Here is a 20739-nt window from a genome sequence, read left to right as displayed (position 1 = left end):
AAGAAGAACTCTTCGTCCACGGCCACGTCGGCCGACTTAGCGCACACGGTATTACCAACGCAGCACAAATTCCAAACGGCACGCGGAATTTTCCCTTGCCCGGGGAGTGGTTCCGCCTCCCGAGGGACCCTTCCGGGGCCGGGGGAGGTGCCGTTTGGCGTGGGCGAAGCAACCTCTGGCGGGGGCACGGATTCCCTTTCCGAGCAGGGAATCCGTGCCCCGGACGAGGGCTAGGAGGCCGGGATCGGGGTGGTCACCGGCTTCCAAGAGGGCCGGGCCGATTCGAACTCGGTGATCTCTTCGGCGTGGCGCAGGGTGAGGCCGATGTCGTCGAGCCCCTCGAGCAGGCGCCAGCGCACGTAGTCGTCGATCTGGAACGGCGCGGTGAAGTCCTTGGCCCGCACGGTCTTGGTCTCGAGGTCGACCGTGACCTCCGTGCCGGGCTCGTTCTCGAGCAGCTTCCACAGCAGTTCGACGTCCGACTGCTCGCACTGGGCGGCCACCAGACCGCCCTTGCCGGAGTTGCCGCGGAAGATGTCCGCGAAGCGGGAGGCGATCACGGCGCGGAAGCCGTAGTCCATCAGCGCCCACACGGCGTGCTCGCGCGACGAGCCGGTGCCGAAGTCCGGGCCGGCGACCAGGACGCTGCCGCGGTCGAAGGGCTCCTGGTTGAGGATGAAGTCGTCCTGGGTGCGCCAGGCGGCGAACAGGCCGTCCTCGAAGCCGGTGCGGGTCACGCGCTTGAGGTAGACGGCCGGGATGATCTGGTCAGTGTCCACGTTGGACCTGCGCAGCGGCACCCCGATGCCGGTGTGCTGGGTGAACGGTTCCATGGTGGGAGCTCCTGTCTCGGGAAGGGTCAGACGGTGGCCAGGTCGGCCGGGGACGAGAGCGTCCCCCGCACGGCCGTGGCGGCGGCCACGAGCGGCGACACCAGGTGCGTGCGCCCGCCCTTGCCCTGCCGGCCCTCGAAGTTGCGGTTGGAGGTCGACGCGCTGCGCTCGCCGGGGGCGAGCTGGTCCGGGTTCATGCCCAGGCACATCGAGCAGCCCGCCTGCCGCCACTCGGCGCCGGCCTCGGTGAACACCTTGTCCAGGCCCTCGTCGATGGCCGCCTGGCGCACGCGCATCGAGCCGGGGACCACGAGCATCCGCACGGACTCGGCGACCTTGCGCCCGCGCAGCACCTCGGCGGCCGCGCGCAGGTCCTCGATGCGGCCGTTGGTGCACGAACCGAGGAAGACGGTGTCCACCGCGATCTCGCGCAGCGGCGTGCCCGGGGTCAGGTCCATATAGGACAGGGCCTTCTCGGCCGAGGCGCGCTCGTTCTCGTCGACGATCTGGGCCGGGTCGGGCACCGAGGCGCCCAGCGGCAGGCCCTGGCCCGGGTTGGTGCCCCAGGTCACGAACGGGGTGAGCTCGTCGGCGTCGAGGTGCACCTCGGCGTCGAACTCGGCGCCCTCGTCGGTGCGCAGCTCGCGCCACGCGGCCACGGCGGCGTCCCAGTCGGCGCCCTGCGGCGCGTGCGGACGGCCCTTGAGGTACTCGAACGTCGTCTCGTCCGGGGCGATCATGCCGGCGCGCGCGCCCGCCTCGATCGACATGTTGCACACCGTCATGCGCGCTTCCATCGACAGCGCCTCGATGGCCTTGCCGCGGTACTCGAGCACGTAGCCCTGCCCGCCGCCGGTGCCGATCTTGGCGATGACGGCGAGGATGATGTCCTTCGCCGTGACGCCCGGCTTCAGCTCGCCGTCGACGGTGATCGCCATCGTCTTGAACTTGCGCAGCGGCAGCGTCTGGGTGGCGAGCACGTGCTCGACCTCCGAGGTGCCGATGCCGAACGCCATCGCGCCGAACGCGCCGTGCGTGGAGGTGTGACTGTCGCCGCACACCACGGTCGTGCCGGGCTGCGTGAGCCCCAGCTGCGGGCCGATGACGTGCACGATGCCCTGCTCGGCGTCACCCATCGGGTGCAGCCGGATACCGAACTCCTTGCAGTTGCGGCGAAGGGTGTCGACCTGGGTGCGCGACACCGGGTCCGCGATCGGGAGGTCGATGTCGACGGTGGGGACGTTGTGGTCCTCGGTCGCGATGGTGAGGTCGGGGCGGCGCACGGGCCGCCCGGCCAGCCGGAGGCCGTCGAACGCCTGCGGGCTCGTGACTTCGTGCACCAGGTGGAGGTCGATGTAGAGCAGGTCCGGTTCGGCACCTTCGCCTCGGCGCACGAGGTGGCTGTCCCACACCTTCTCCGCCAGCGTGCGAGCCTTGCCGGTCGGGCTGGTCATCTCCGGCTCCTTCCAAGGGGTTGGCCGGGAGCAAGGAACTCGGGCGACGTCCGAAGGCGGGGCGAGCCACGTCACGCGCGCAGCTCGAGTTCGTTTTTCCCAGATTCTGGACTTCCCAAACTTCGGGAAGTTAGTATCGCGTCGTGGGACAGCATAGCGGTATCGGAGTACTGGACAAAGCCGTGGCGGTGCTGCAGGCCGTCGCCGAAGACCCCTGTGGGCTGGCGGAACTCTGCACACGCACGGGACTACCGAGGGCGACGGCGCACCGTCTCGCCGTCGGTCTCGAAGTGCATCGGTTGCTGCGCCGGGGACCGGACGGCCGCTGGCGCCCGGGCACCGCGCTCGCCGAGCTGGCGGGCGGCTCGACCGACCCGTTGCTCGACGCGGCGAGCTCGGTGCTGCCGAAGCTGCGCGACATCACGGGCGAAAGCGTGCAGCTGTACCGGAGGGACGGCGTGCAGCGCGTGTGCGTCTCGACCGCCGAGCCGCCGAGTGGCCTGCGCGACACCGTGCCGATCGGCTCGCGCCTGCCGATGACGGCGGGCTCGGGCGCGAAGGTCCTCGCCGCGTGGTCGGATCCGCACACGCAGCGCACCATCCTCGCCGAAGCCGTGTACGGCGAACGCACTCTGCTGGAAGTGCGCCGCCGCGGCTGGGCGCAGAGCGTCGCCGAACGCGAACCCGGCGTGGCGAGCGTCTCGGCGCCCGTGCGGGATTCATCGGGCACGGTCGTCGCGGCGGTGTCGGTTTCCGGGCCCATCGAACGCATCGGCCGCAAACCGGGCGCGCGCTGGGCCGCCGATCTGCTCGCCGCGGCGGACGCGCTCCAGGAACGGCTTTGACGCTCCGCCCCCGCTGACTCCCACCACTCTCCACCTCAGGCCGTCTCTCCTCCGGGAGAGGCGGCCTTCTTTTTTCGGCGGTGCCGCCGAACGGCCGTTCACCAAACGGGCGGCCGGCCGCCCGAACCTGTGCCGATCATCTGAGCCGGCTGAGAATCCGGCCGTCGCCTTCACGAGCGCACGACACCCGCCGATGGCACCCTGTCCCCACTTCGCGGCCCGACCGGCCGCGACCCTCCCAGGTGGACGGAGCCCTCCATGACCGAACTCAGCGACCTGATCCTCGCCGCCCGACGCGCCGGCGGCGCCCCGGACCCGGCAGCCGCGCTGTTGCGGCTGCAGCGGGAGGTCGCCGCGTCCGCCGCCGAGGTCCTCCGCCGGCTGCCGGGCTCCGGCGTCGACGAGCACGTGCTCCACGCCGAGCCGACGCTGACGTTGCTGCGGGTCGAGATCGGGCCCCGGACGGAGTACCCGCCGCACGACCACCTCATCCCGGCGTGCATCGCCGTGCTCGAGGGGCGGGAGACCAACACCTTCTACCGCGCGGACGGCTCGGGCCTCACGGGCGTGGGGGAGACCGACACGGCGGTCGGGTCCGTGCTGCCGATGGACGAGCGCGTGATCCATTCGGTGGCCAACCGGACCGCCGAGCGGTCCGTGGCGCTGCACGTGTACTTGGGGGATCTCTTCCAGCTGTCGCGGACGATCTGGGACCCGGCCACCGGCACGCCCGGGCCCTACAGCGACGAGCGGTACTTTGCGCTAGCCCGGACCACGGCTCCCGCCTGACAGTCCTGAGTGGACACCTCATCCTGCCTCTGACCTGCTGATCCCTGACGGCGCTCCGGCCGGCGCGGCTAGTCCGTGCTTCTGGCCGGGGCGCTTTTTCGTGTGCTCGCGGGGTCCGGGGCTTCGTGCCGAGGGGCCTTTTCCCTCACTGAGTGAACCGGGTGCTTCAGGTCACTCGCGGGGTCCGATGCCGGTCCCCGGCACGGCTTCGGGTGGCCGAACCGTCGTTCACCGCGGCGCCACCCGCTCGGCGGAATGCCGCCTGCCCTTGCGTCACACGGAACGCCGGTCCGGGGCCTTCGCCGGTCACACGCTTGGCCGAGTCGTCACGCGACCGGACCTGTGCGGCGCACCCGTTGCCGCTCTTGGGGGTTCTGCTTTGTCGGGTTTCGGGGCCGGCTCCGGTCCGCCGGCCGAGTCCTTTGCCGCCCAACGGCCGTCGCCGCCGCGGCGCCGCCGAACCCCGCCGCGGCAGGGGTTCCGACCCTTCCCGGGGCGCCCGGCCGGCCCCGCCGGGCCGTCGAGGACCCGGATTCGCGACGATCGTCGGGCCGCCGTTCGTCAGTCCGCAAAGGACACTCCCGGGCCCCGGGCAAGATCGCCTTCCGCCACTGGAGAAGCACGCGGTGGCGGTGACGACTGGGCCAAAACCGCTGGTAGAGCCCCACTTCACGCGAACAATCGAACACAAGAGCGAATAAAGTGATGCCTATTCCGACCGTTCCCGAGCCCTTCGAAAGGGCAGACCGCAGACACGCCAACGGAAAAACCAAGGGTCCCGTTTGGACTTCTCCGCGTTATGGGTAATACTATTGAAGAGTTCGGCCGACGTGGCCGTGGACGAAGAGTTCTTCTTGGAGGACTGGAATGGCCAACAAGGCCCAGCTGATCGAGGCGCTGTCGGAGCGTCTGGGCGACAAAAAGGTTGCTTCGGAGGCCGTCGACGGTCTCGTCGACATCATCATCCGGACGGTCAACAAGGGCGAGAAGGTGAACATCACCGGGTTCGGTGTGTTCGAGAAGCGTGCCCGTGCCGCCCGGACCGCGCGTAACCCGCGCACGGGTGAGACGGTGCGGGTGAAGAAGACCAACGTGCCGGCCTTCCGTGCGGGCACGACGTTCAAGGACGTCATCTCCGGCACGAAGAAGCTGCCCAAGGCCACCGCCGTCAAGCGCACCACCACCGCCACGGCTGCCACCGCTTCCCGCGCGACCACCACGCGCGCGACCGCGGCGACCGGCACGCGTGCGGCTGCCTCGCGCACCACGGCGACCCGCCCGGCCACCACGCGCACCACCACGCCGCGCACCCGCGCCGCCGCCGCGAAGCCGGCTGCCGCGACGAAGACCGCCGCCGCCAAGCCCGCCACGACGCGCGCGAAGGCCGCCACCACCAAGGCTGCCGCCGCGAAGCCGGCCGCCAAGGCCACGGCGACCAAGGCCGCTGCCGCGAAGCCGGCCGCTGCCAAGCCTGCTGCGAAGAAGGCCGCTGCCAAGCCGGCCGCCAAGCGCACCAGCGCTGCGAAGAAGAAGTAACACCACCCCGGCGTTACGTCGGGACGTGCACTTCACGGCAGGGCCCCCTTCCTGATTGGGAGGGGGCCCTGCCGCATGTGTGGGGTAGGTGGGTGGCGGGCGTGATCAGTCGGGGAATGCTCGGCTGGGCCAGGGAACCGCGCTTCTCTTGCCTGGCTTGGTCGCCCGGCTGCGGCCCGCCGCGATGCCACTGCGCGCCTCTGGCCTGCGGGATCACTGCCCTGCACGGGAATGGCGGGGCCTGCACGGCCTCTGGCTGTCGCAGCGCAGAACAGTGGACAAGAACGCGCTGCCGCATAAGTCGAGAGCCCACGGCGAACGGGACGGCCGCCCGCACGCTGGTGCAACAGGGTGGGGCGGCGGGCTAGTCCTGCGGGCTCCGGCGCGACGGCTGCCGCGCAAGCATCGCAATGCCGGGCAAGCAATCACGCCGCAGTTGCTGCGGCAGACCGTTGCGGCACTCAGGCCCCGCTCATTGCCCGAGCGCCGCACCCAGGAACGCGGGACAGGCAGTCAACATCAGCAGAGTGAGGCCTCGGGCTCGGGCCGGCCGCTCTGCCACACGGCGGGACGCCGAGGCGGGGACCATGTCGAGGAGATGCGCGGCGGACATGCGCGGAAGATCACGACGGTGCTCGGCGACATGTTCCCCGCACTCTTGATCGGCAGGATGCCCGAGGCGGGATGCCTCGAAAATGGTGTGCTACCTGCATGTTCGCGCTTGAGACTCAGGCCGGGTTGCGAACGACGTGGCCGATCGGCGGCTCCCGTATTTGTCGAGGGAGTGGGCTGTGCCGGGACGACCTGGGGTCGGCCGCGGTGTGGCGCGAGAGAAGTGGTGTGCCATCTGCATCTTCGAGCATCAGGCTCAGACCGGGTTGTGAAAGGGCGTGGCCGAGTGGCGGGGTGCCGCACCGGTCCTCACGTATCTGTTGAGGGGTGGTTGTGCCCGGTGGGCCTGGGCCGGCAGTGATGTGGTGCGCTACCTGCGTGTTCGTGCTTCGGGCCGACTTGGGGTCGTGGATGGTGTGGTCGGACGGTGGCTTGCCGAGCCGGTCCTCTCGCGCCTGTTGGGGATTGGGCCGTGTGGGGGCGACGCGGGTCGGTGGTGGTGCGGTGGGCGGGAAGTGGTGTGCCACCTGCGTGTTCGTGCTTCGGGCCGGCGTCCGGTTGCGGATGGTGTGGTCGGGTGGTGGGGTGCCGCAACGGTCCTCTTGTATCTGTCGAGGGAGTCGTCTGTGGCGGGACGACCTGGGGTCGCGGGTGGTGTGGTGCGCAGGAAATGGTGTGCCACCTGCAGGTTCGAGATCTCGGTCCGTGCGAGGTCGATGGGGCGGTGAGGCCCCACCGATCCTCCAGCATCTCTCGCAGGTTGGTCGCGGTGCTCGGAATGGCTGGGGTGATCAGGCGCGTGGCTGAGGGGCGGTCTGCTGGGGGGGCGCGAGGGTGTCGCACCCGCGCCGGTAGGAAGGCTGCTGGGGCCAGGCAAAGCGGGTGTAGCGCGGTGTTCCCATGGGCCTGGCCGGAGCGGCGGGTGGCTGGACGAGCCGTGCCGCATGTTCGTCGTTGCGGGGATCGCGCGCGGCTGGGAGCCGGAGCGGCGGCGGAGTCGGGTGGATCGGCTGCGGGGCAACGCATCGGAGACCCAACCGCCAGAAGTGGCCTGGAGCTGCGGATTCACGCCCCAGCGCGAAGCGGTGGAAGGCTCAGCCGAGACCGTTGCCGCAGCAGGAGTCCCGGGCCTGGGAGCCTCCCCGGGGCGGCGAGGGCCAGAGAACAACGGAGGCTTCGGCAGAACCCCAACAGGCAGCCCACAGCACTCCTGAGCGCCACTGCCGACGAGATCCGCGCCCCAACGCGACGTGAAAATTTCCCCACCCCGGAGCCCTTGATCGGCCGTTCGGGCGGACTTGTGTACCCATAGTCGGCCACCCCGACATAGCCATCTCTATAGAATCGCCGGCACCCCGCGAATAGCGAGCCCACCACTTTTCGAGCGCATTCGAACACCGCCATTCCCCGAAACGCGGAAGGCCTCCCCGGCGACTGGCGCAGCCAACCGGGGAGGCCTGAACAGAAGAACTGCGTCAGTGCCGCGAAGGGGCGGGTGCGGGCAACGGCGTCGGGTAGTAGTCCGCGGTTGCGAGGCGCGGGCCGACGTCGCCGGAGGGCGGGAGGAAGGAAAGGACCCAGAGGGAGCCCTTCTTGCTGGGGACGACGCCTCCGCGGGCGGCGGCGAGCTCGGTGCCGTCGCGGTCGGCCAGGGCGCTGATCAGGTCCGGGATCACGCCGCCCTGGCTGGCGATCAAGGGCGTGCCCCCGCCGCCGGCGATGGCGAGGAGGCGGGCGATGCCGAGGACCGGGTCGGGCCAGTAGCCCTCTTCCGACAGGAGGTTCTCGTGGCGCACGTCGACGCCGAGGTCCTCCGCGACGCCGCGCACGGTCTGCACGCAGCGAAGCCGCGGGGCCGAGAAAACGCGGTCCGGGCCGAAGCAGGGCAGCAAGGCCCGCAGGGCTTCGGCCTGGCGCTGGCCGGCGTCGGACAGGGGACGCAGGTCGTCGTCGCCGGTCCAGTCGTCGCGTTTGCCCGCCTTGGCGTGGCGGACGAGCAGCACGGTGATCAACGACACCGGCAGCGCGCAGAACTCGCGCAGCACGCGCACGTCCGTGTCGCGCGTGAGGAGCCGCTCGGCGTCGACCGGGTCGAGCCAGCGCAGCTCGTCGACCTCGGCGTTGGCCAGGAAAGTCCCCGAGACGGCTTCGCCGCTGAAGTAGTCGACGGTCTTCTTCAGCACGCCACCGCCGCTGCGAGCCGGCACGTCGTACGCGCTCTGCGCGACGTGGCGCCCCAGCACCACGCGGTAGCCGGTCTCCTCCCACACCTCCCGCACCGCGGTGGCGGCGAGGGTTTCCCCTGAATCGACCTTGCCCTTGGGCAACGACCAGTCGTCATACCGCGGTCGGTGCACCAGGGCTACCTCGAACCCGTCGCCGGCGCGGCGCCACAACACCGCACCGGCTGCGCGGACGTCCACGCTCATCCGGCGGCCCCGTGCAGCTTCGCGAGCTCCACCTGGTGGTCGCGCACCTGCGAACCGGCGCCGGGTGAGGGCTGCCACTCGCCGCTGGCCGTGAGGACCCAGCAGCGCGTGGTCGGGTCGAGTGCCGAGTCGAGCACGGCGTCGAGCTGCTGCGTGAGCTTCGTGTCCTTCACGCGCACCAGCGCTTCGATGCGTCGGTCGAGGTTGCGGTGCATCATGTCGGCGCTGCCGATCCAGTGCGTGCCGCCCGCGCGGAAGTGGAACACCCGCGAGTGCTCCAGGAACCGGCCCAGGATCGACCGGACGCGGATGTTCTCCGACAGCCCCTCGACACCCGGCTTCAGCGCGCAGATCCCGCGCACCACCACGTCGACGGGCACGCCGGCCTGCGAAGCGTGGTAGAGCGCGTCGATCACCTGCTCGTCGACGAGCGAGTTGCACTTGATGCGGATCCCGGCGTCCTGCCCGGCGCGCGCGAGCTCGATCTCCTCGCCGATCGCGCGCACGATGCCGCGGCGGATGCCGTGGGGCGACGTGAGGATCGTGCGGTAGGTGTCCTGCCGCGAGTAACCGGTGAGCACGTTGAACAGGTCCGTCACGTCGGCGCCGATGCTCGGGTCGGCCGTGAACAGGCCGATGTCCTCGTACAGGCGCGCGGTCTTCGGGTTGTAGTTGCCGGTGCCGATGTGGCAGTAGCGCCGGATGGTCGCGCCTTCCTGGCGCACGATCATCGACACCTTGCAGTGGGTCTTGAGCCCGACGAGGCCGTAGACCACGTGCACGCCCGCGCGCTCCAGCGTGCGCGCCCACGTGATGTTGGCCTGCTCGTCGAACCGCGCCTTGATCTCGACCAGCGCCACGACCTGCTTGCCGGCCTCGGCGGCGTCGATCAGCGCGTCGACGATCGGGGAGTCGCCCGACGTGCGGTAGAGCGTCTGCTTGATCGCCAGCACCTTCGAGTCGGCCGCGGCCTGCTCGATGAAGCGCTGCACGCTCGTGGAGAACGAGTCGTAGGGGTGGTGCACCAGCACGTCGCCCTCGCGCAGGGTCGCGAACACGCTCTTGGGCGTCTCGCGCTCGCCGAACGCCGGGTGCGTCGCCGGCACGAACGGCCGGTCCTTGAGCTCCTTGCGGTCCACACCGGACAGCTGGTGCAGACACGTCAGGTCGAGCAGGCCCGGCACCTCGACGACGTCGGCCGGGTCCACCTCGAGCTCGCGCAGCAGCAGTTCGAGCATGTGCTCGCTCATGTCCTCGGCGACCTCGAGCCGCACGGGCGGACCGAAGCGCCGCTGTGCCAGCTCGCGCTCGAGGGCCTGCAGCAGGTCCTCGTCGCGGTCTTCCTCGACCTCGAAGTCGGCGTTGCGGGTGACGCGGAACACGTGGTGCTCCGTCACCTCCATGCCGGTGAACAGCTCGCCCAGGTGCGCGGCGATGAGCTCCTCCAGCGGCAGGAACGTGGCCGTGCGGCTGGTGCGTTCGGTCTCCACGCGCATGAGGCGCGGCACGTTGCTCGGCACCTTCACGCGGGCGAAGCGCTCCGTGCCGCCCTGCGGGTCGCGCACCGTCACCGCGAGGTTGAGCGACAGGCCCGAGATGTACGGGAACGGGTGTGCCGGGTCGACGGCCAGCGGTGTGAGCACCGGGAAGATCTGCTCGGAGAAGTAGCTCGACAGGCGCAACTGGTCGGCACCGGCGAGGTCCGCCCAGCCGACGAGCTGGATGTCCTGCTTCGCGAGCTCCGGGCGCAGGTGGTTCTCGAACGCGCCGATGTGGCGCTCCACCAGGTCCTGGTTGCGCTTGGCGATGTAGTCGAGCTGCTCGCGCGGCGTGAGGCCGTCGGCGCTGCGAACGGACAGGCCGGTGTCGTCGCGGCGCTTCAGCCCGGCCACGCGGACCATGTAGAACTCGTCCAAATTGGACGCGAAGATGGCCAGGAACTTCGCCCGCTCCAGCAGCGGCTGCGACTCGTCCTCGGCGAGGGCGAGCACCCGCGCGTTGAAGTCGAGCCAGGACAGCTCGCGGTTGAAGTACCGGTCGTCGGGCAGCGTTTCGACGGCGGTCGGCGCGGCGGAGGTGACGGCGGGCGGAGCCGAGGGCACGCCGCGGAAGTCGTCGCCCGAGGCGTCGACCGCGGCCGTGGTGCGCCGGGCCGTGGGCCGGGTGGTCTCCGGCGTGGCCACGGCCGTGGCCGCGGTGGTCTTGCGGGCCCGCGAGGTTTTCACCGGCGCGGTTTTCGGCTCGCTCTTGGCGGTCTTGGCCTTGCCGGCGGCGTTGGTGCCCGCCTTGGCCGCGGTCGCGCGGGCGGCCGTCGTCACCGCGTCCGCGGAAGCGACGCTCTTGCTCGGCGGCGTCTTCTTCGCTGCGCTGGTGTGTCGTGCGGGGCTTCCAGGCGCCTCAGCTTTCGCCGCGCTGGCCCTGCGCCGCCGGGCGGGCTGTCCGTTCCGGGCGGATGTGCTGGCGTCGTCTGTGCTCACGACGCCCATTGTTCACTACGAAGCAGCAGTTTGCGCAGACCGCGGTGAAGGTCAAATGAACACCTTCAACCCAATGGGACGGTTCCGTCGGGCAGCAGTGCCGCCGTGCGTTTGCCGACGCCCAGCGCGCGCACGTGTTCGAGATCGTCCGAAGTGTCCACGTCGCTGCGCAACGACACCATAGCGCCGGCCAGCGGGACGGCGCCGGAATCGGTGTGCCGCTGGGCGGAACCGGCGCCGAACCGCGGGTCGAGCGGCGCGCCGGGAGCCGACAGCAGCAGCGTGGTGCCCGTGCCCTGGTGGTCGGCGACGAACGCGCGCCGCCCCGCCGCCTCGGCCAGCGCGTCGGCGAAATCACCCGCGCGCAAGGCCGGCAGGTCGGCCTGCAGGGCGCCGACGATTCCGCCCGGCTCGCCGTCGCGCAGCAGAGCCGCACCGTGACGCAGGGCTTCGTTCAGCCCGCCGTCGCCCGGTTCGGTCACCAGCTCCACGCCCAGACCGGCCAGTTCGGACACCGCCGCCGGGTCCGCGGCGACGACGAGCACGCGCCGCACGCCGGCCGCCGAGGTGACCGCCGCCAGCGTGTCGTACGCCAGCGCCAGCACCAGCTCGGCGTGCTCCGCCCCGCCGACCGCGCCACGCAGGCGCGACTTGCCCACGCGGGGGTGTTTCAACGGCACGACCAGGTCCACGTCCACCTGTCCATCTTTACCCGAAAGCTCCGTGGTGGGTGGTGAGCGCACCCTCCCTGGACTGCGTGAACCCCGGCGCGGCAGGATCTGCCCGAGTGGATCGTTCGGAGGAGGAGACTTGGCACGGCGTGAGAAGGGCGGCTTCTGGGTGGGGTTGGCCGCGTTCGTGTTCTACCCGCTGACCCGGATCGGGAAGCGGTCGTACCTCGGCGCGGAGAAGATTCCGCGCGAGGGTCCGGCGGTGCTCGTGCTGAACCACATCTCCCACCTCGACCCGGTGGTGGACGCCGTGTTCGTGCACCGCCAGAAGCGCGTGCCGCGGTTCTTCCTCAAGGACAGCCTGCTCAAGGTCCCGGTGCTCGGGAAGATCGCGACCGCGTCGGGCCAGATCCCGGTGTCGCGCAACTCCAGCGCGGCGGGCGACAGCCTCCGGGCCGCGCACGAGGCGCTGCGTGAGGGCAAGATCGTCGTGATCTACCCCGAGGGCACGATCACGAAGGACCCGGCCGGCTGGCCCAAGGAGTCGTTCACCGGCGTCGCGCGGCTGGCGCTGCAGAACGACGCGCCGGTGATCCCGATCGCCCGCTGGGGCACCAGCCAGATCTACAACGGCTACACGAAGAAGTTCACGCCGTTCCCGCGCAAGACCGTGACGCACCTGATCGGCGACCCGCTGGACCTGTCGGCCTACGAGAACGCCAACCCCCGCAGCGCCGCCACGCTGCGTGAGGTCACCAAGCTGATGATGGACGAGGTCACGCGGCTGCTGGGCGAGATCCGCCACGAGGAGCCGCCCGTGAAGAAGCCGGAGGACGGCGCCTGATGGCCGCCTTCGCCACCGACGTCCAGCGGGTGACGATGCTCGGCGCCGGCTCGTGGGGCACGGCGTTCGCCAAGGTCCTCGGCGACGCCGGCCGCGACGTGACCATGTGGGCGCGTCGCGAGTCGGTCGCCGAGGAGATCACGACGCGCCACTCCAACGAGTCCTACCTGCCCGGCACCCGGCTGCCCGAGCGCATCACGGCGACGGCCGATCCGGCGGCCGCGCTGGACGGCGCGCAGGCCGTGGTGCTCGGCGTGCCCAGCCAGAGCCTGCGCGCGAACCTCACGGCGTGGCAGCCGCTGCTGCCGCCCGAGGCCATCCTCGTGAGCCTGGCCAAGGGCGTGGAGCTGGGCACGCTCAAGCGGATGAGCGAGGTGATCGCCGAGCTGGCGAAGGTGGACGCGGGCGAGATCGTGGTCGTCTCCGGGCCGAACCTGGCCCGGGAGATCGCCGCCGCGCAGCCGGCCGCGGCCGTGGTGGCGTGCGCGGACCACGAGCGCGCGGTGGCGATCCAGCGGGCGAGCTCGAACCAGTACTTCCGCCCGTACACCAACACCGACGTCGTGGGCTGCGAGCTCGGCGGCGCGTGCAAGAACGTGATCGCGTTGAGCTGCGGCATGGCCGCGGGGCTCGGCCTCGGCGCCAACACGATGGCGACGCTGATCACCCGCGGCCTCGCCGAGATGGCGCGCCTGGGCACGAAGCTCGGCGCCGACCCGCTCACATTCGCCGGTCTCGCGGGTGTCGGCGACCTGGTGGCCACGTGCTCCTCGCCGCTGTCGCGCAACCGCACCTTCGGCGAACGCCTCGGTCGTGGCGACACGCTGGAGCAGGCCCAGGCCGCCACCGGCGGGCAGGTCGCGGAAGGTGTCGCGTCGTGCTCGTCGATCCGCGAACTGGCGCGCAGCCTGGGCGTGGACATGCCGATCACCGACGCGATGCACCGCGTCTGCCACGAGGGTGTGGACCCGCGCCAGGCCGGCGCGGAGCTGCTGGGGCGCTCGCAGAAGCACGAGTGGAGCTGATCTCCCAGAGGCTGGGAAACGGTTGACCGGCGGGTCCGGCACTGGTTCGCTGTCGGCGTGACGATGTGCCTGATGACTGTGCGGCCGGGGTCCTGTGACCTCCGCCCGGTCATGCCGTCGTGTCGCTGTTGTCGGTGAACCCAGCCCCGGCCCAGCTTTTCCCCTTTTCTCCCGCGAGGAACGACCATGTTCGCCGTCCCGGACAACACCCTGCTGCGTCCCGAGAACCCCGCCCTGCGCCACCCCGTGCGCGTCGCCCTCGAGGTGGCCGCCGACCGCGAGCGCTGGGCGAAGCTCCTGCGCTACGACCCCGACGAGCGCTTCTCCGCGCTCGTGGAACGCACTGAAGGTCAGGAGGTCTGGCTGCTGAGCTGGCTGCCCGGCCAGCACACCGACCTGCACGACCACGAGTTCTCGACCGGCGCGTTCACGGTCGTCTCGGGGCGGCTGACCGAGACCGTCGCGCGCCGTTCGCCCGACGACCGCGCGGTCACCGAGGTGCACGCGCTGGCCGCCGGGCAGTCGCGGGTCTTCGGGCCCGGGTACGTGCACGAGGTGCGCAACGACGGGCCGGACCCGGCGATCAGCGTCCACGTCTACCGCGACGGGCCGCGCGCGATGCGGCCGTACCACCTGGATCCGCTCGGTGGTCCGGTCCGGGACTGACGCTCAGCGGTCCAGGTCGCCGCGCAGGCGGAACTCCTGCTCGACGCGTTCGCGCGAGGCGCCGGTGGCGAGCAGGACCTGAAGCAGGACGCGGGCTTTGCGCGGGTCGAGCCAGCCCGCCATCGTCGCGCCGAGGCGGATCAGGCTCGACTCGGAGCCGTGGAACCCGTAGGTGCCGCGGAACGTCGTGCCCGCGCCGGTGCGGGAGGCGATGACGATCGGCACCTGCGCGTCGGTGATCACGTCCGCGGTCCCGCGCGAAACGTGGCCGACGCCGCTGGCCGCGATGACCACCCCGCGCGCGCCGCCGCCGAGGACCAGCTTGAGCAGTTCGCCGGAGTCCGCGATGCCCGCTTCCAGCAACGGAACCAGCCCCGAGAAGTCGGCGTTTTCCACCGCAAGCGCGGCCGGACGTCCGCCGGCCGGGTGGAAGTAGTGCACGGAGCGTTCCGCGAGGAGCCCGAGCGGTCCCGCCGGGTTCGAGGAAAACGCTTCGAGGTGGCTCGCGTGCGCCTTGCGCACCCAGCGGGCCGAGTGCACGTCGTCGTTGAACGCCACCAGCGCACCGCGGCCGCGGCTGCGGGGTTCGGCCGCGACGGTCAGCGCGGCCAGGAGGTTCGCGGGACCGTCCGCGCTGGGCAGGCTCGGGTTGCGCATGGCCCCGGTGACGACCACCGGCACGTCGTGGGGCCAGGTCAGCTCGAAGAAGTACGCCGTCTCCTCGAGGGTGTCCGTGCCCTGCACCACGACGAGTCCCGCCGCGCCCGCTGCCACCTGTTCCAGGCCCCATTCGCGGGTCCGCAGCAGCGTCTCGTAGTCCATCGACGCGCTGGAGATGCCGGCGAGCGTGGCCGCCGTGACGTCCATCGGCAGGTCGGTGCCGAGGTCGCCGAGCAGGTCCTCGGCGGTCAGCCGCGGCACCACCCCGGCTTCGATCGAGCGGCCGGGGGCCATGGAGATGGTGCCGCCCAGCGCGGCGACGGCGACAAGAGCACGAGTCATGCCCGCACTCTAGGAAACCTTCGCCGCCTGCAGCGTGTAGCTCGCCGCGAGGCGCCGCGGGTTCTCGCGCAGCCGCCATTCGCCGCCGTCGACCTGGTGCATTTCGTTCGGCAGCGCGTTCCACGGCACGGTGTCGTGTTCGGTGAACGCAGTGAGCGTGAGGCCGTTGTCCAGCAGCGCCGTGATGATTTCGCCCAGTGAATGGTTCCACGAGTGCGTGGTGGTCTTCTTGAGGGGACTGTCGGTGTCGACGTAGGTGGTGTCGTCGTCCCACACCAGCGGTTTCTCGTGCTCGAAGTAGTCGTATTTCGGCCACGCGCGCTCGGCTTCGTCGTCGAGGCCCCACAGCATCGGGTGGCTTTCGCGCAGGAACAACCGCCCGCCTGGCTTCAGCAACCGCGCCACGACCGTGGCCCACTCGGCGATCCGCGGCAGCCAGCACAGCGCGCCGACGCCGGTGTAGACGAGGTCGAACGCGCCTTCGCCGAACACGTCGACGGCGTCGTAGGTGTTGGCCTCGTGGTAGTCGATCTCCGCGCCGACGCTGTCCGCGAGCCGGCGTGCTTCGGCCAGCGAGCCGGGGGAGAGGTCGAGGCCGGACATCCGCGCGCCCAGGCGGGACAAGGAAAGCGTGTCCGTGCCGATGTGGCACTGCAGGTGCACGCCGCGCAGCCCGGAGACGTCGCCGAGGCGCGGGAGGTCGAACCGCACGACGTCGCTGAGGTACCCGGGGTCCGTGCGGAACCGCTCGAAGCCGTAGTACTCGGACTTCGCGTGCACCGCCGCGCGCTCGTCCCAGTTGGCGCGGTTGAGCTCGAACGAGTCGGTCACTTCGCCGCCTTCTCGGCCTTGCTGCGCAGCACGCAGAACTCGTTGCCTTCCGGGTCGTGCAGCACGGCCCAGCCGGTGCCGTCGGCGTTGCGCTGGTCGTCGAACATCGTCGCCCCGGCGGCGAGCAGGCGCTCGACCTCGGCGTCGCGCGGGCCTTCGGGCGTGAGGCACAGGTGCACGCGGTTCTTCACGGTCTTCGCCTCGGGCACGCGGATGAACAGCAGTGCGCCACCGTGGTCGAGCTCGATGCCGACCTCCGGGTCGCCCGGCTCGTCCTCCTCGGCGACCGGCCGGTCGAGGACGACGCTCCAGAACTGGGCCAGCGCATACGGATCCGCGCAGTCGAAGGTGGTGTTCTCGACGGTGGACGGCATCTGCTCCCCTTGCTCGGTCGGTCTGGCCGCAGTCTGCCCGAAAGGCCCGGTCTCGCGCGAGGCGGTTTCGCCGACGTCAGCTGGGGAAGCCGACGACGGGCGCGGGTGTGCCGCCGTACGTGCTGCGCGCCAGGACGATCGCGCCCGGCGCCGGCACGAGCCGCAGGCTCGACAGCGAGCCCGAGCCGTCCATTCGCACCACCCGACTGGTCGGCGCGCTGCCGTCGAAGCCCTGCACGAGAAGGGTCACGTCACGGCCGGTGTCCTGGCACGCGCGCAGGTAGGTGTGCCGGGTGGTGGCGTCGGCCGAGCGCACGGGACAGGCGCCGAGGTCGATTGGGTGCGTGGTGCCGGTGGCGGGATCGAGGGCTTTGGCGGACGTCTTTTCCTGCTCGATCACGGGAATCGGACCGACGTCCATGCGCACCCAGCGCGACGCGTCCGGCCGGGCCAGCAGCCGGCCGGTCTCGGTGTCGAAGAGCCCGTTGACGACCGAGCCGGGAACCGTCGTGCGGCCGAGAAGCCGCAGCCACACGACGGCGCCGTCGGTGGTGGTGGCGGGGGAGATGTCGAGCCGTTCGCTGTCGGGCCCGGTGGTCTCGACCACGTGGCGCCAGCGTTCGTGACCGGTCACTTCGTCGAGCGCGACGAGTCCCGCCGAACGCCCGCACTCCAGCGCGGCGAGCACCACCGTCCGGGCTTGCGCGGGCAAGGTGTACGGGATCTGGCACCCGGCCGGCGCGGACCACTGCCAGCGCTCATCGCCGGTCTGGAGGTCGTAGCCGGTGTACGCGTCGTCGCGGACGGTCAAGGTCTTGGTGCCCACCAGGATCTCCCCGGTCTCGACCAGGACCGACGGCACCACGCGGTCGAAGCGCGCGGTGCCGGTGCCGGCGTCGAGGACGACCACGAGGTCGTTGCTGCTGTCGGTCTTCGACGCGAAAGCGGCCACGACCGTGCGCCGGTCGGCCGACACGAGCAGCGCGTGGACGCGGGCGCCAGGCCGGGCGTAGGACCAGTCGCGGCTGCCGTCGAGCCCGTCGAGCGCCGTCACCGAACCGTCCGCGGCCGCGACGACGACCCCGTGTCCCGCGGCCACCATCGCGCTCACGTCGGACGGCGGCTGCCAGGACCACTGCCGGCCGCCGGGCTTTTCGGCCACCGGTTCGGGCGTCAGGTCCGGCACACCGCGGGTCGTGCTCGCGGTGGCGGCCCGGTCCGCGGCGAACGGGCCCGCCACCCCCGCGGCCAGCACGACGATCGCCACCAGCACGCCGGCGGGCCGGATCCGCCACGACGTGGAGTCCAACAGCCCGACCGCCACCCCCACCGTGCCCACGGCGAGCACCGGGGTGTCCAGGCCGGGCACGCCACCTCGCACGTCGAGCACCAGCCGCACCACGGCGGCCACGGCGGTGGCGATCCCGAGGACCGCCGCGGCGATCCGCACCTTGCGCGAACGCGCCAGCCCCAGCACCGCGGCGACGACCGCCCCCGCGACGAACCACAGCAGCCCCACGCCGCTCGCTCTCGTCGCGCCCCCCGACAAGAACGGCGCGACCACCACGCACACCACACCGGTTACCGTCGTCAACCGCAGCACGTTCAGTACGACGCGGCTCGCCGGTCCGCGTTTCACCGCCACCGTGAACAGTCGGTGACAACGACATCACGCGGGCGCCGGTCAGAATCCCACCGAGTGCACTGTGGACACTCGACTCAGGCGAGCGCGAGGCCGGGGGAGCGGTGGACGCGCCGCTGGGCGTCGACGATCAGCACGCCGCAGCCGGGTTGGTCAGCGGCCCAGTCGATGCCGTCGGTGCCTAGTGCGAACGCGGCGGTGGCCAGCGCGTCGGCGTGGGTGAGGTCTTCGGCGACGACGGTGACGCTCAGCAGCCCGGTGGCGGGCAGGCCGGTGCGGCCGTCGAGCACGTGGGCGCCGCGTTCGTAGGCGGCCGAGGTGGCGACGGCGCCGTCGCGGGAAGCGACCACGGCGCAGACCGCTTCGGCCTGCTCGGGGTGGCGGATGCCGACGCGCCACGGCCGTCCGGGCTCGGGCTCGCCCGCGGTGACGACGTCGCCGCCGGCGTTGAGGCAGAACCGGCGCGCGCCCGCCGCGTGGAGGCGATCGGCGGCGCGCTGCACGGCCCAGCCCTTCACGACCGCGCACGGGTCCAGGCCACGGCCGGGCAGGCGGGCGGAGAAGGCGCCGCCGGAGAGGTCCTCGTAGTACGCGCAGAGGCCGAGCACTTCGTCGAGGTCCGCGCTGAGCTCGGTGGTTTCGCCACGGTCGTACCGGCAGACCTCGCTGCCGGCGCGGAACGGGCTGAAGCGGGCGTCGACCTCGCGCAGCCACCGGAACGCGTCGGCGATGGCGCCGTCGAAGTCGCCTTCGTCGCGAAGATCGAGCGACACCGGCAGGCCCATCACGTGCTCCAGGTGCGTGGCCATCAGGAGCCCTTCGCGTCGAGCGCCGCCTGCAGCGACTTGATGTACGACTCGCTCGTCTGCGTCGCGCCCGAGACGGTGTCGATGTCGGCGCTCTGCGCCTGCAGGGCTTCCTCGCGCAGCAGCGGGATCGCTTCGACGCCGCGGCCGCTGTCCGGCTGCTGCACGAGGGTGACGTCGGTGATCCGGCTGCCGGAGAAGGACACCTGCACCTGCACGGTGCCGAACTCGGTCGACTCGGCGCTGCCCTGCGTGGTCACGGCGCCGGAACCGGCCGAAGTGGACGGTGCGGTGCTCGTTGTCGGAGCGGGGGCACTCGCGGCGGCGCTGCTCGTCGCCGGCGTCGGGTCGAACCGCCACACGGCCACGAACCCGGCGATCGACAGTGCGACCACGAAAATCGTCTTCTTCATCGGAAGCTCCTCACGCGGCCAGGCTGAAGCGTTCGGCGTGGACCTGGGTGCCGGGCACGCGCAGCTCCCGCAGGCTGCGCAGCACGGCCGACGTCATCCCGGGCGGACCGCAGACGAACACGTCGCGGTCGCCGAGGTCCGGCACCAGCGCGTGCAGCGCGGCGGGACCCAGCACGGGACCGTGCGGGCCGCGCAGATCCGACGGTCCACTGAGGACGTGCACGATCGCGCCGCGGGTCTTGGCCAGCGCGTGCAGCTCGGGCAGAAGCACGGCGTCGGCCGGGGTTCGCACGCGGTAGAGCAGCACGACGTGCCCGCTCACGTCTTCGAGCAGGGCGCGGATCGGCGTGATGCCGACGCCGCCGGCGACCAGCAGGGCGTTCGGTCGTTGCTGGTGGATGGTGGTGAAGGCGCCGTACGGACCTTCGGCGAACACGCGCGTGCCGATCGGCAGCGACCGCAGGCTCGCGCTGGAGCTGCCGACGGCCTTGGCGGTGAGTCGCAGCGTGCGGCCGTCGGGCGCGGCCGAGAGGGAGAACGGGTTGGCCTGCCACCAGCGGTCCCGCGTGAGGAAACGCCACAGGAAGAACTGCCCCGCGCGCGCCGGCAGCCGGTCGAGGTCGCGCCCGGTCATGTAGACCGACACGGTGTCGGGCGACTCGGGCACCACGGCGACCACCCGCAACCGGTGCCGCAGGTTGCGTCGCAACGGCAGGAGCACGCGCCCGGCCAGCACCGCGAGACCCGTGCCCAGCCACAGCGTCCACCAATACGCGCGGGCGGCCGGGTGGCTCGCGAACGACTGCCCGACGGCGATCTGGTGCGTGAACGCCAGGACCACCGCGGCGTAGGTGTAGAGGTGCACGAAGTGCCACGTCTCGTAGGCCATCCGTTTGCGCGCGAAACGAGCGGACGCCGCGACGACCACGAGGATGAGCACGAACGCGACGATCGCCCGCAGGATCCCCTCGGTGGTATTGGCCAGCTGAACCAACTCGTCGGCCGCGTTGGTGCGCTCGATGGCGGAGTAGCCGACGACCACCAGCACCACGTGGGCGATCAGCAGCCACAGCAGGCTGAAGCCCGTCCAGCGGTGCCACGACGTGAGCCGGTCCATGCCGAGCCGGCGGTCGAGCCACGGCAGGCGCGCGACGAGCAGCAGTTGCACGGCCATGGCCTGCGCCGCGTAGATGCCGGCGAGGCGCCCGGCGCTGATCAGCGGGTCGTCCGACAGGTCGCCGAGGGCGAAGAACACCGTGGCGAGCACCGCGTTGGCCGCCAGGAACGCGAAGATCCACGCCTTGGCGACCACGCGGGGCGCCACCGCCGGACGGGGCGGAACGGCGATCGGGGTCAGGACACTCACGGGGAATCCCTTCGGCTCGGGTGTCACGAACGCCAGCGTCGCCGCGGAACCTGTGGCGGATCTGGGCGGAACCTGTCGACTGGCTGTCGGCCGGGCGCTCCGCTCGCGCGCCCGCGCGGTGGTC

At 71.4% G+C, this 20739-nt stretch carries 18 protein-coding genes; 6 read left to right on the top strand and 12 right to left on the bottom strand.

The features are described from left to right. Nucleotides 1-230: 230 nt before the first annotated feature. Together leuD and leuC are read right to left on the bottom strand one after the other, a co-directional pair. The gene (gene leuD / locus ACFY1H_RS20800) at nt 231-833 is read right to left on the bottom strand and encodes a 3-isopropylmalate dehydratase small subunit (RefSeq protein WP_366590595.1); all 603 of its coding nucleotides are present in this window, start codon (nt 831-833) and stop codon (nt 231-233) included. 26 nt (nt 834-859) lie between these two features. Continuing rightward, nucleotides 860-2287 (bottom strand): 3-isopropylmalate dehydratase large subunit, encoded by a 1428-nt coding sequence (gene leuC, locus ACFY1H_RS20795; RefSeq protein ID WP_366590597.1) that lies wholly within the window; start codon nt 2285-2287, stop codon nt 860-862. Between the two features lie 143 nt (nt 2288-2430). Between leuC and ACFY1H_RS20790 the strand changes: the two genes are divergently transcribed. The 3 genes from ACFY1H_RS20790 to ACFY1H_RS20780 all read left to right on the top strand — a co-directional run bounded on the left by ACFY1H_RS20790 (nt 2431) and on the right by ACFY1H_RS20780 (nt 5457). Further along, nucleotides 2431-3132, top strand: coding sequence for an IclR family transcriptional regulator (locus ACFY1H_RS20790; protein WP_220237623.1), 702 nt, complete (start codon nt 2431-2433; stop codon nt 3130-3132). Nucleotides 3133-3390: 258 nt separating this feature from the next. After that, nucleotides 3391-3921, top strand: a complete 531-nt coding sequence (locus tag ACFY1H_RS20785) for a hypothetical protein (protein WP_386948479.1) — start codon at nt 3391-3393, stop codon at nt 3919-3921. 867 nt (nt 3922-4788) lie between these two features. Continuing rightward, nucleotides 4789-5457, top strand: a complete 669-nt coding sequence (locus ACFY1H_RS20780; protein ID WP_386948476.1) for an HU family DNA-binding protein — start codon at nt 4789-4791, stop codon at nt 5455-5457. A gap of 2087 nt (nt 5458-7544) precedes the next feature. On the opposite strand, the gene ACFY1H_RS20775 is transcribed toward ACFY1H_RS20780, so the two are convergent. From ACFY1H_RS20775 to cofC, 3 genes are read right to left on the bottom strand one after another with little or no spacing between them, the layout of a single operon-like run. Then, entirely contained in the window at nt 7545-8498 is a 954-nt protein-coding gene (locus ACFY1H_RS20775) for an NUDIX domain-containing protein (protein WP_386948473.1), read from the bottom strand. Next, nucleotides 8495-10984: an RNA degradosome polyphosphate kinase gene (locus ACFY1H_RS20770; RefSeq protein WP_366590550.1), complete on the bottom strand. Its 2490-nt coding sequence runs from the start codon at nt 10982-10984 to the stop codon at nt 8495-8497. The genes ACFY1H_RS20775 and ACFY1H_RS20770 overlap by 4 nt, the downstream gene beginning before the upstream one ends. A gap of 56 nt (nt 10985-11040) precedes the next feature. Further along, nucleotides 11041-11673 carry a 2-phospho-L-lactate guanylyltransferase gene (cofC, locus tag ACFY1H_RS20765; RefSeq protein ID WP_366590552.1) on the bottom strand — a complete coding sequence of 211 codons (633 nt, stop codon included), beginning with the start codon at nt 11671-11673 and terminating at the stop codon, nt 11041-11043. 112 nt (nt 11674-11785) lie between these two features. Here cofC and ACFY1H_RS20760 point away from each other — a divergent pair, with 112 nt between their 5' ends. The 3 genes from ACFY1H_RS20760 (at nt 11786) to ACFY1H_RS20750 (ending at nt 14181) form a co-directional block, all read left to right on the top strand. Then, a complete protein-coding gene (locus ACFY1H_RS20760) occupies nt 11786-12490 on the top strand; it encodes a lysophospholipid acyltransferase family protein (RefSeq protein ID WP_386948469.1) in 705 nt (234 codons plus the stop codon). After that, nucleotides 12490-13515: an NAD(P)H-dependent glycerol-3-phosphate dehydrogenase gene (locus tag ACFY1H_RS20755; RefSeq protein WP_366590557.1), complete on the top strand. Its 1026-nt coding sequence runs from the start codon at nt 12490-12492 to the stop codon at nt 13513-13515. The genes ACFY1H_RS20760 and ACFY1H_RS20755 overlap by 1 nt, the downstream gene beginning before the upstream one ends. Before the next feature lie 186 nt (nt 13516-13701). Then, complete coding sequence (locus tag ACFY1H_RS20750) at nt 13702-14181, top strand: cysteine dioxygenase family protein (RefSeq protein ID WP_366590559.1); 480 nt, start codon at nt 13702-13704, stop codon at nt 14179-14181. Nucleotides 14182-14184: 3 nt separating this feature from the next. Here the strand turns inward: ACFY1H_RS20750 and ACFY1H_RS20745 are convergent, their stop codons facing one another. The 7 genes from ACFY1H_RS20745 to ACFY1H_RS20715 form a co-directional block, all read right to left on the bottom strand. Next, nucleotides 14185-15183, bottom strand: a complete 999-nt coding sequence (locus tag ACFY1H_RS20745; protein ID WP_366590561.1) for an asparaginase — start codon at nt 15181-15183, stop codon at nt 14185-14187. Between the two features lie 9 nt (nt 15184-15192). Continuing rightward, a complete protein-coding gene (locus tag ACFY1H_RS20740; RefSeq protein WP_366580578.1) occupies nt 15193-16014 on the bottom strand; it encodes a class I SAM-dependent methyltransferase in 822 nt (273 codons plus the stop codon). Beyond that, on the bottom strand, nt 16011-16388 hold the full coding sequence (locus ACFY1H_RS20735; RefSeq protein ID WP_366580580.1) for a VOC family protein: 378 nt from the start codon (nt 16386-16388) through the stop codon (nt 16011-16013). The genes ACFY1H_RS20740 and ACFY1H_RS20735 overlap by 4 nt, the downstream gene beginning before the upstream one ends. Nucleotides 16389-16464: 76 nt before the next feature. Continuing rightward, nucleotides 16465-17982: a PQQ-binding-like beta-propeller repeat protein gene (locus tag ACFY1H_RS20730; RefSeq protein ID WP_386948463.1), complete on the bottom strand. Its 1518-nt coding sequence runs from the start codon at nt 17980-17982 to the stop codon at nt 16465-16467. A 125-nt stretch (nt 17983-18107) separates the two neighbouring features. Beyond that, a complete protein-coding gene (locus tag ACFY1H_RS20725) occupies nt 18108-18839 on the bottom strand; it encodes an FAD:protein FMN transferase (RefSeq protein ID WP_386948461.1) in 732 nt (243 codons plus the stop codon). Then, the gene (locus ACFY1H_RS20720) at nt 18839-19249 is read right to left on the bottom strand and encodes an FMN-binding protein (RefSeq protein ID WP_386948458.1); all 411 of its coding nucleotides are present in this window, start codon (nt 19247-19249) and stop codon (nt 18839-18841) included. The genes ACFY1H_RS20725 and ACFY1H_RS20720 overlap by 1 nt, the downstream gene beginning before the upstream one ends. Before the next feature lie 10 nt (nt 19250-19259). After that, nucleotides 19260-20615: a ferric reductase-like transmembrane domain-containing protein gene (locus ACFY1H_RS20715; protein WP_386948455.1), complete on the bottom strand. Its 1356-nt coding sequence runs from the start codon at nt 20613-20615 to the stop codon at nt 19260-19262. Between the last annotated feature and the right edge of the window lie 124 nt (nt 20616-20739).

Origin of the sequence: Amycolatopsis sp. NPDC001319 (genome assembly GCF_042896185.1) — a bacterium.
GTDB lineage: Bacteria > Actinomycetota > Actinomycetes > Mycobacteriales > Pseudonocardiaceae > Amycolatopsis.
The sequence above is the reverse complement of the archived record's forward strand: the minus strand, read 5'-3'. Positions and strand labels throughout refer to the sequence as shown.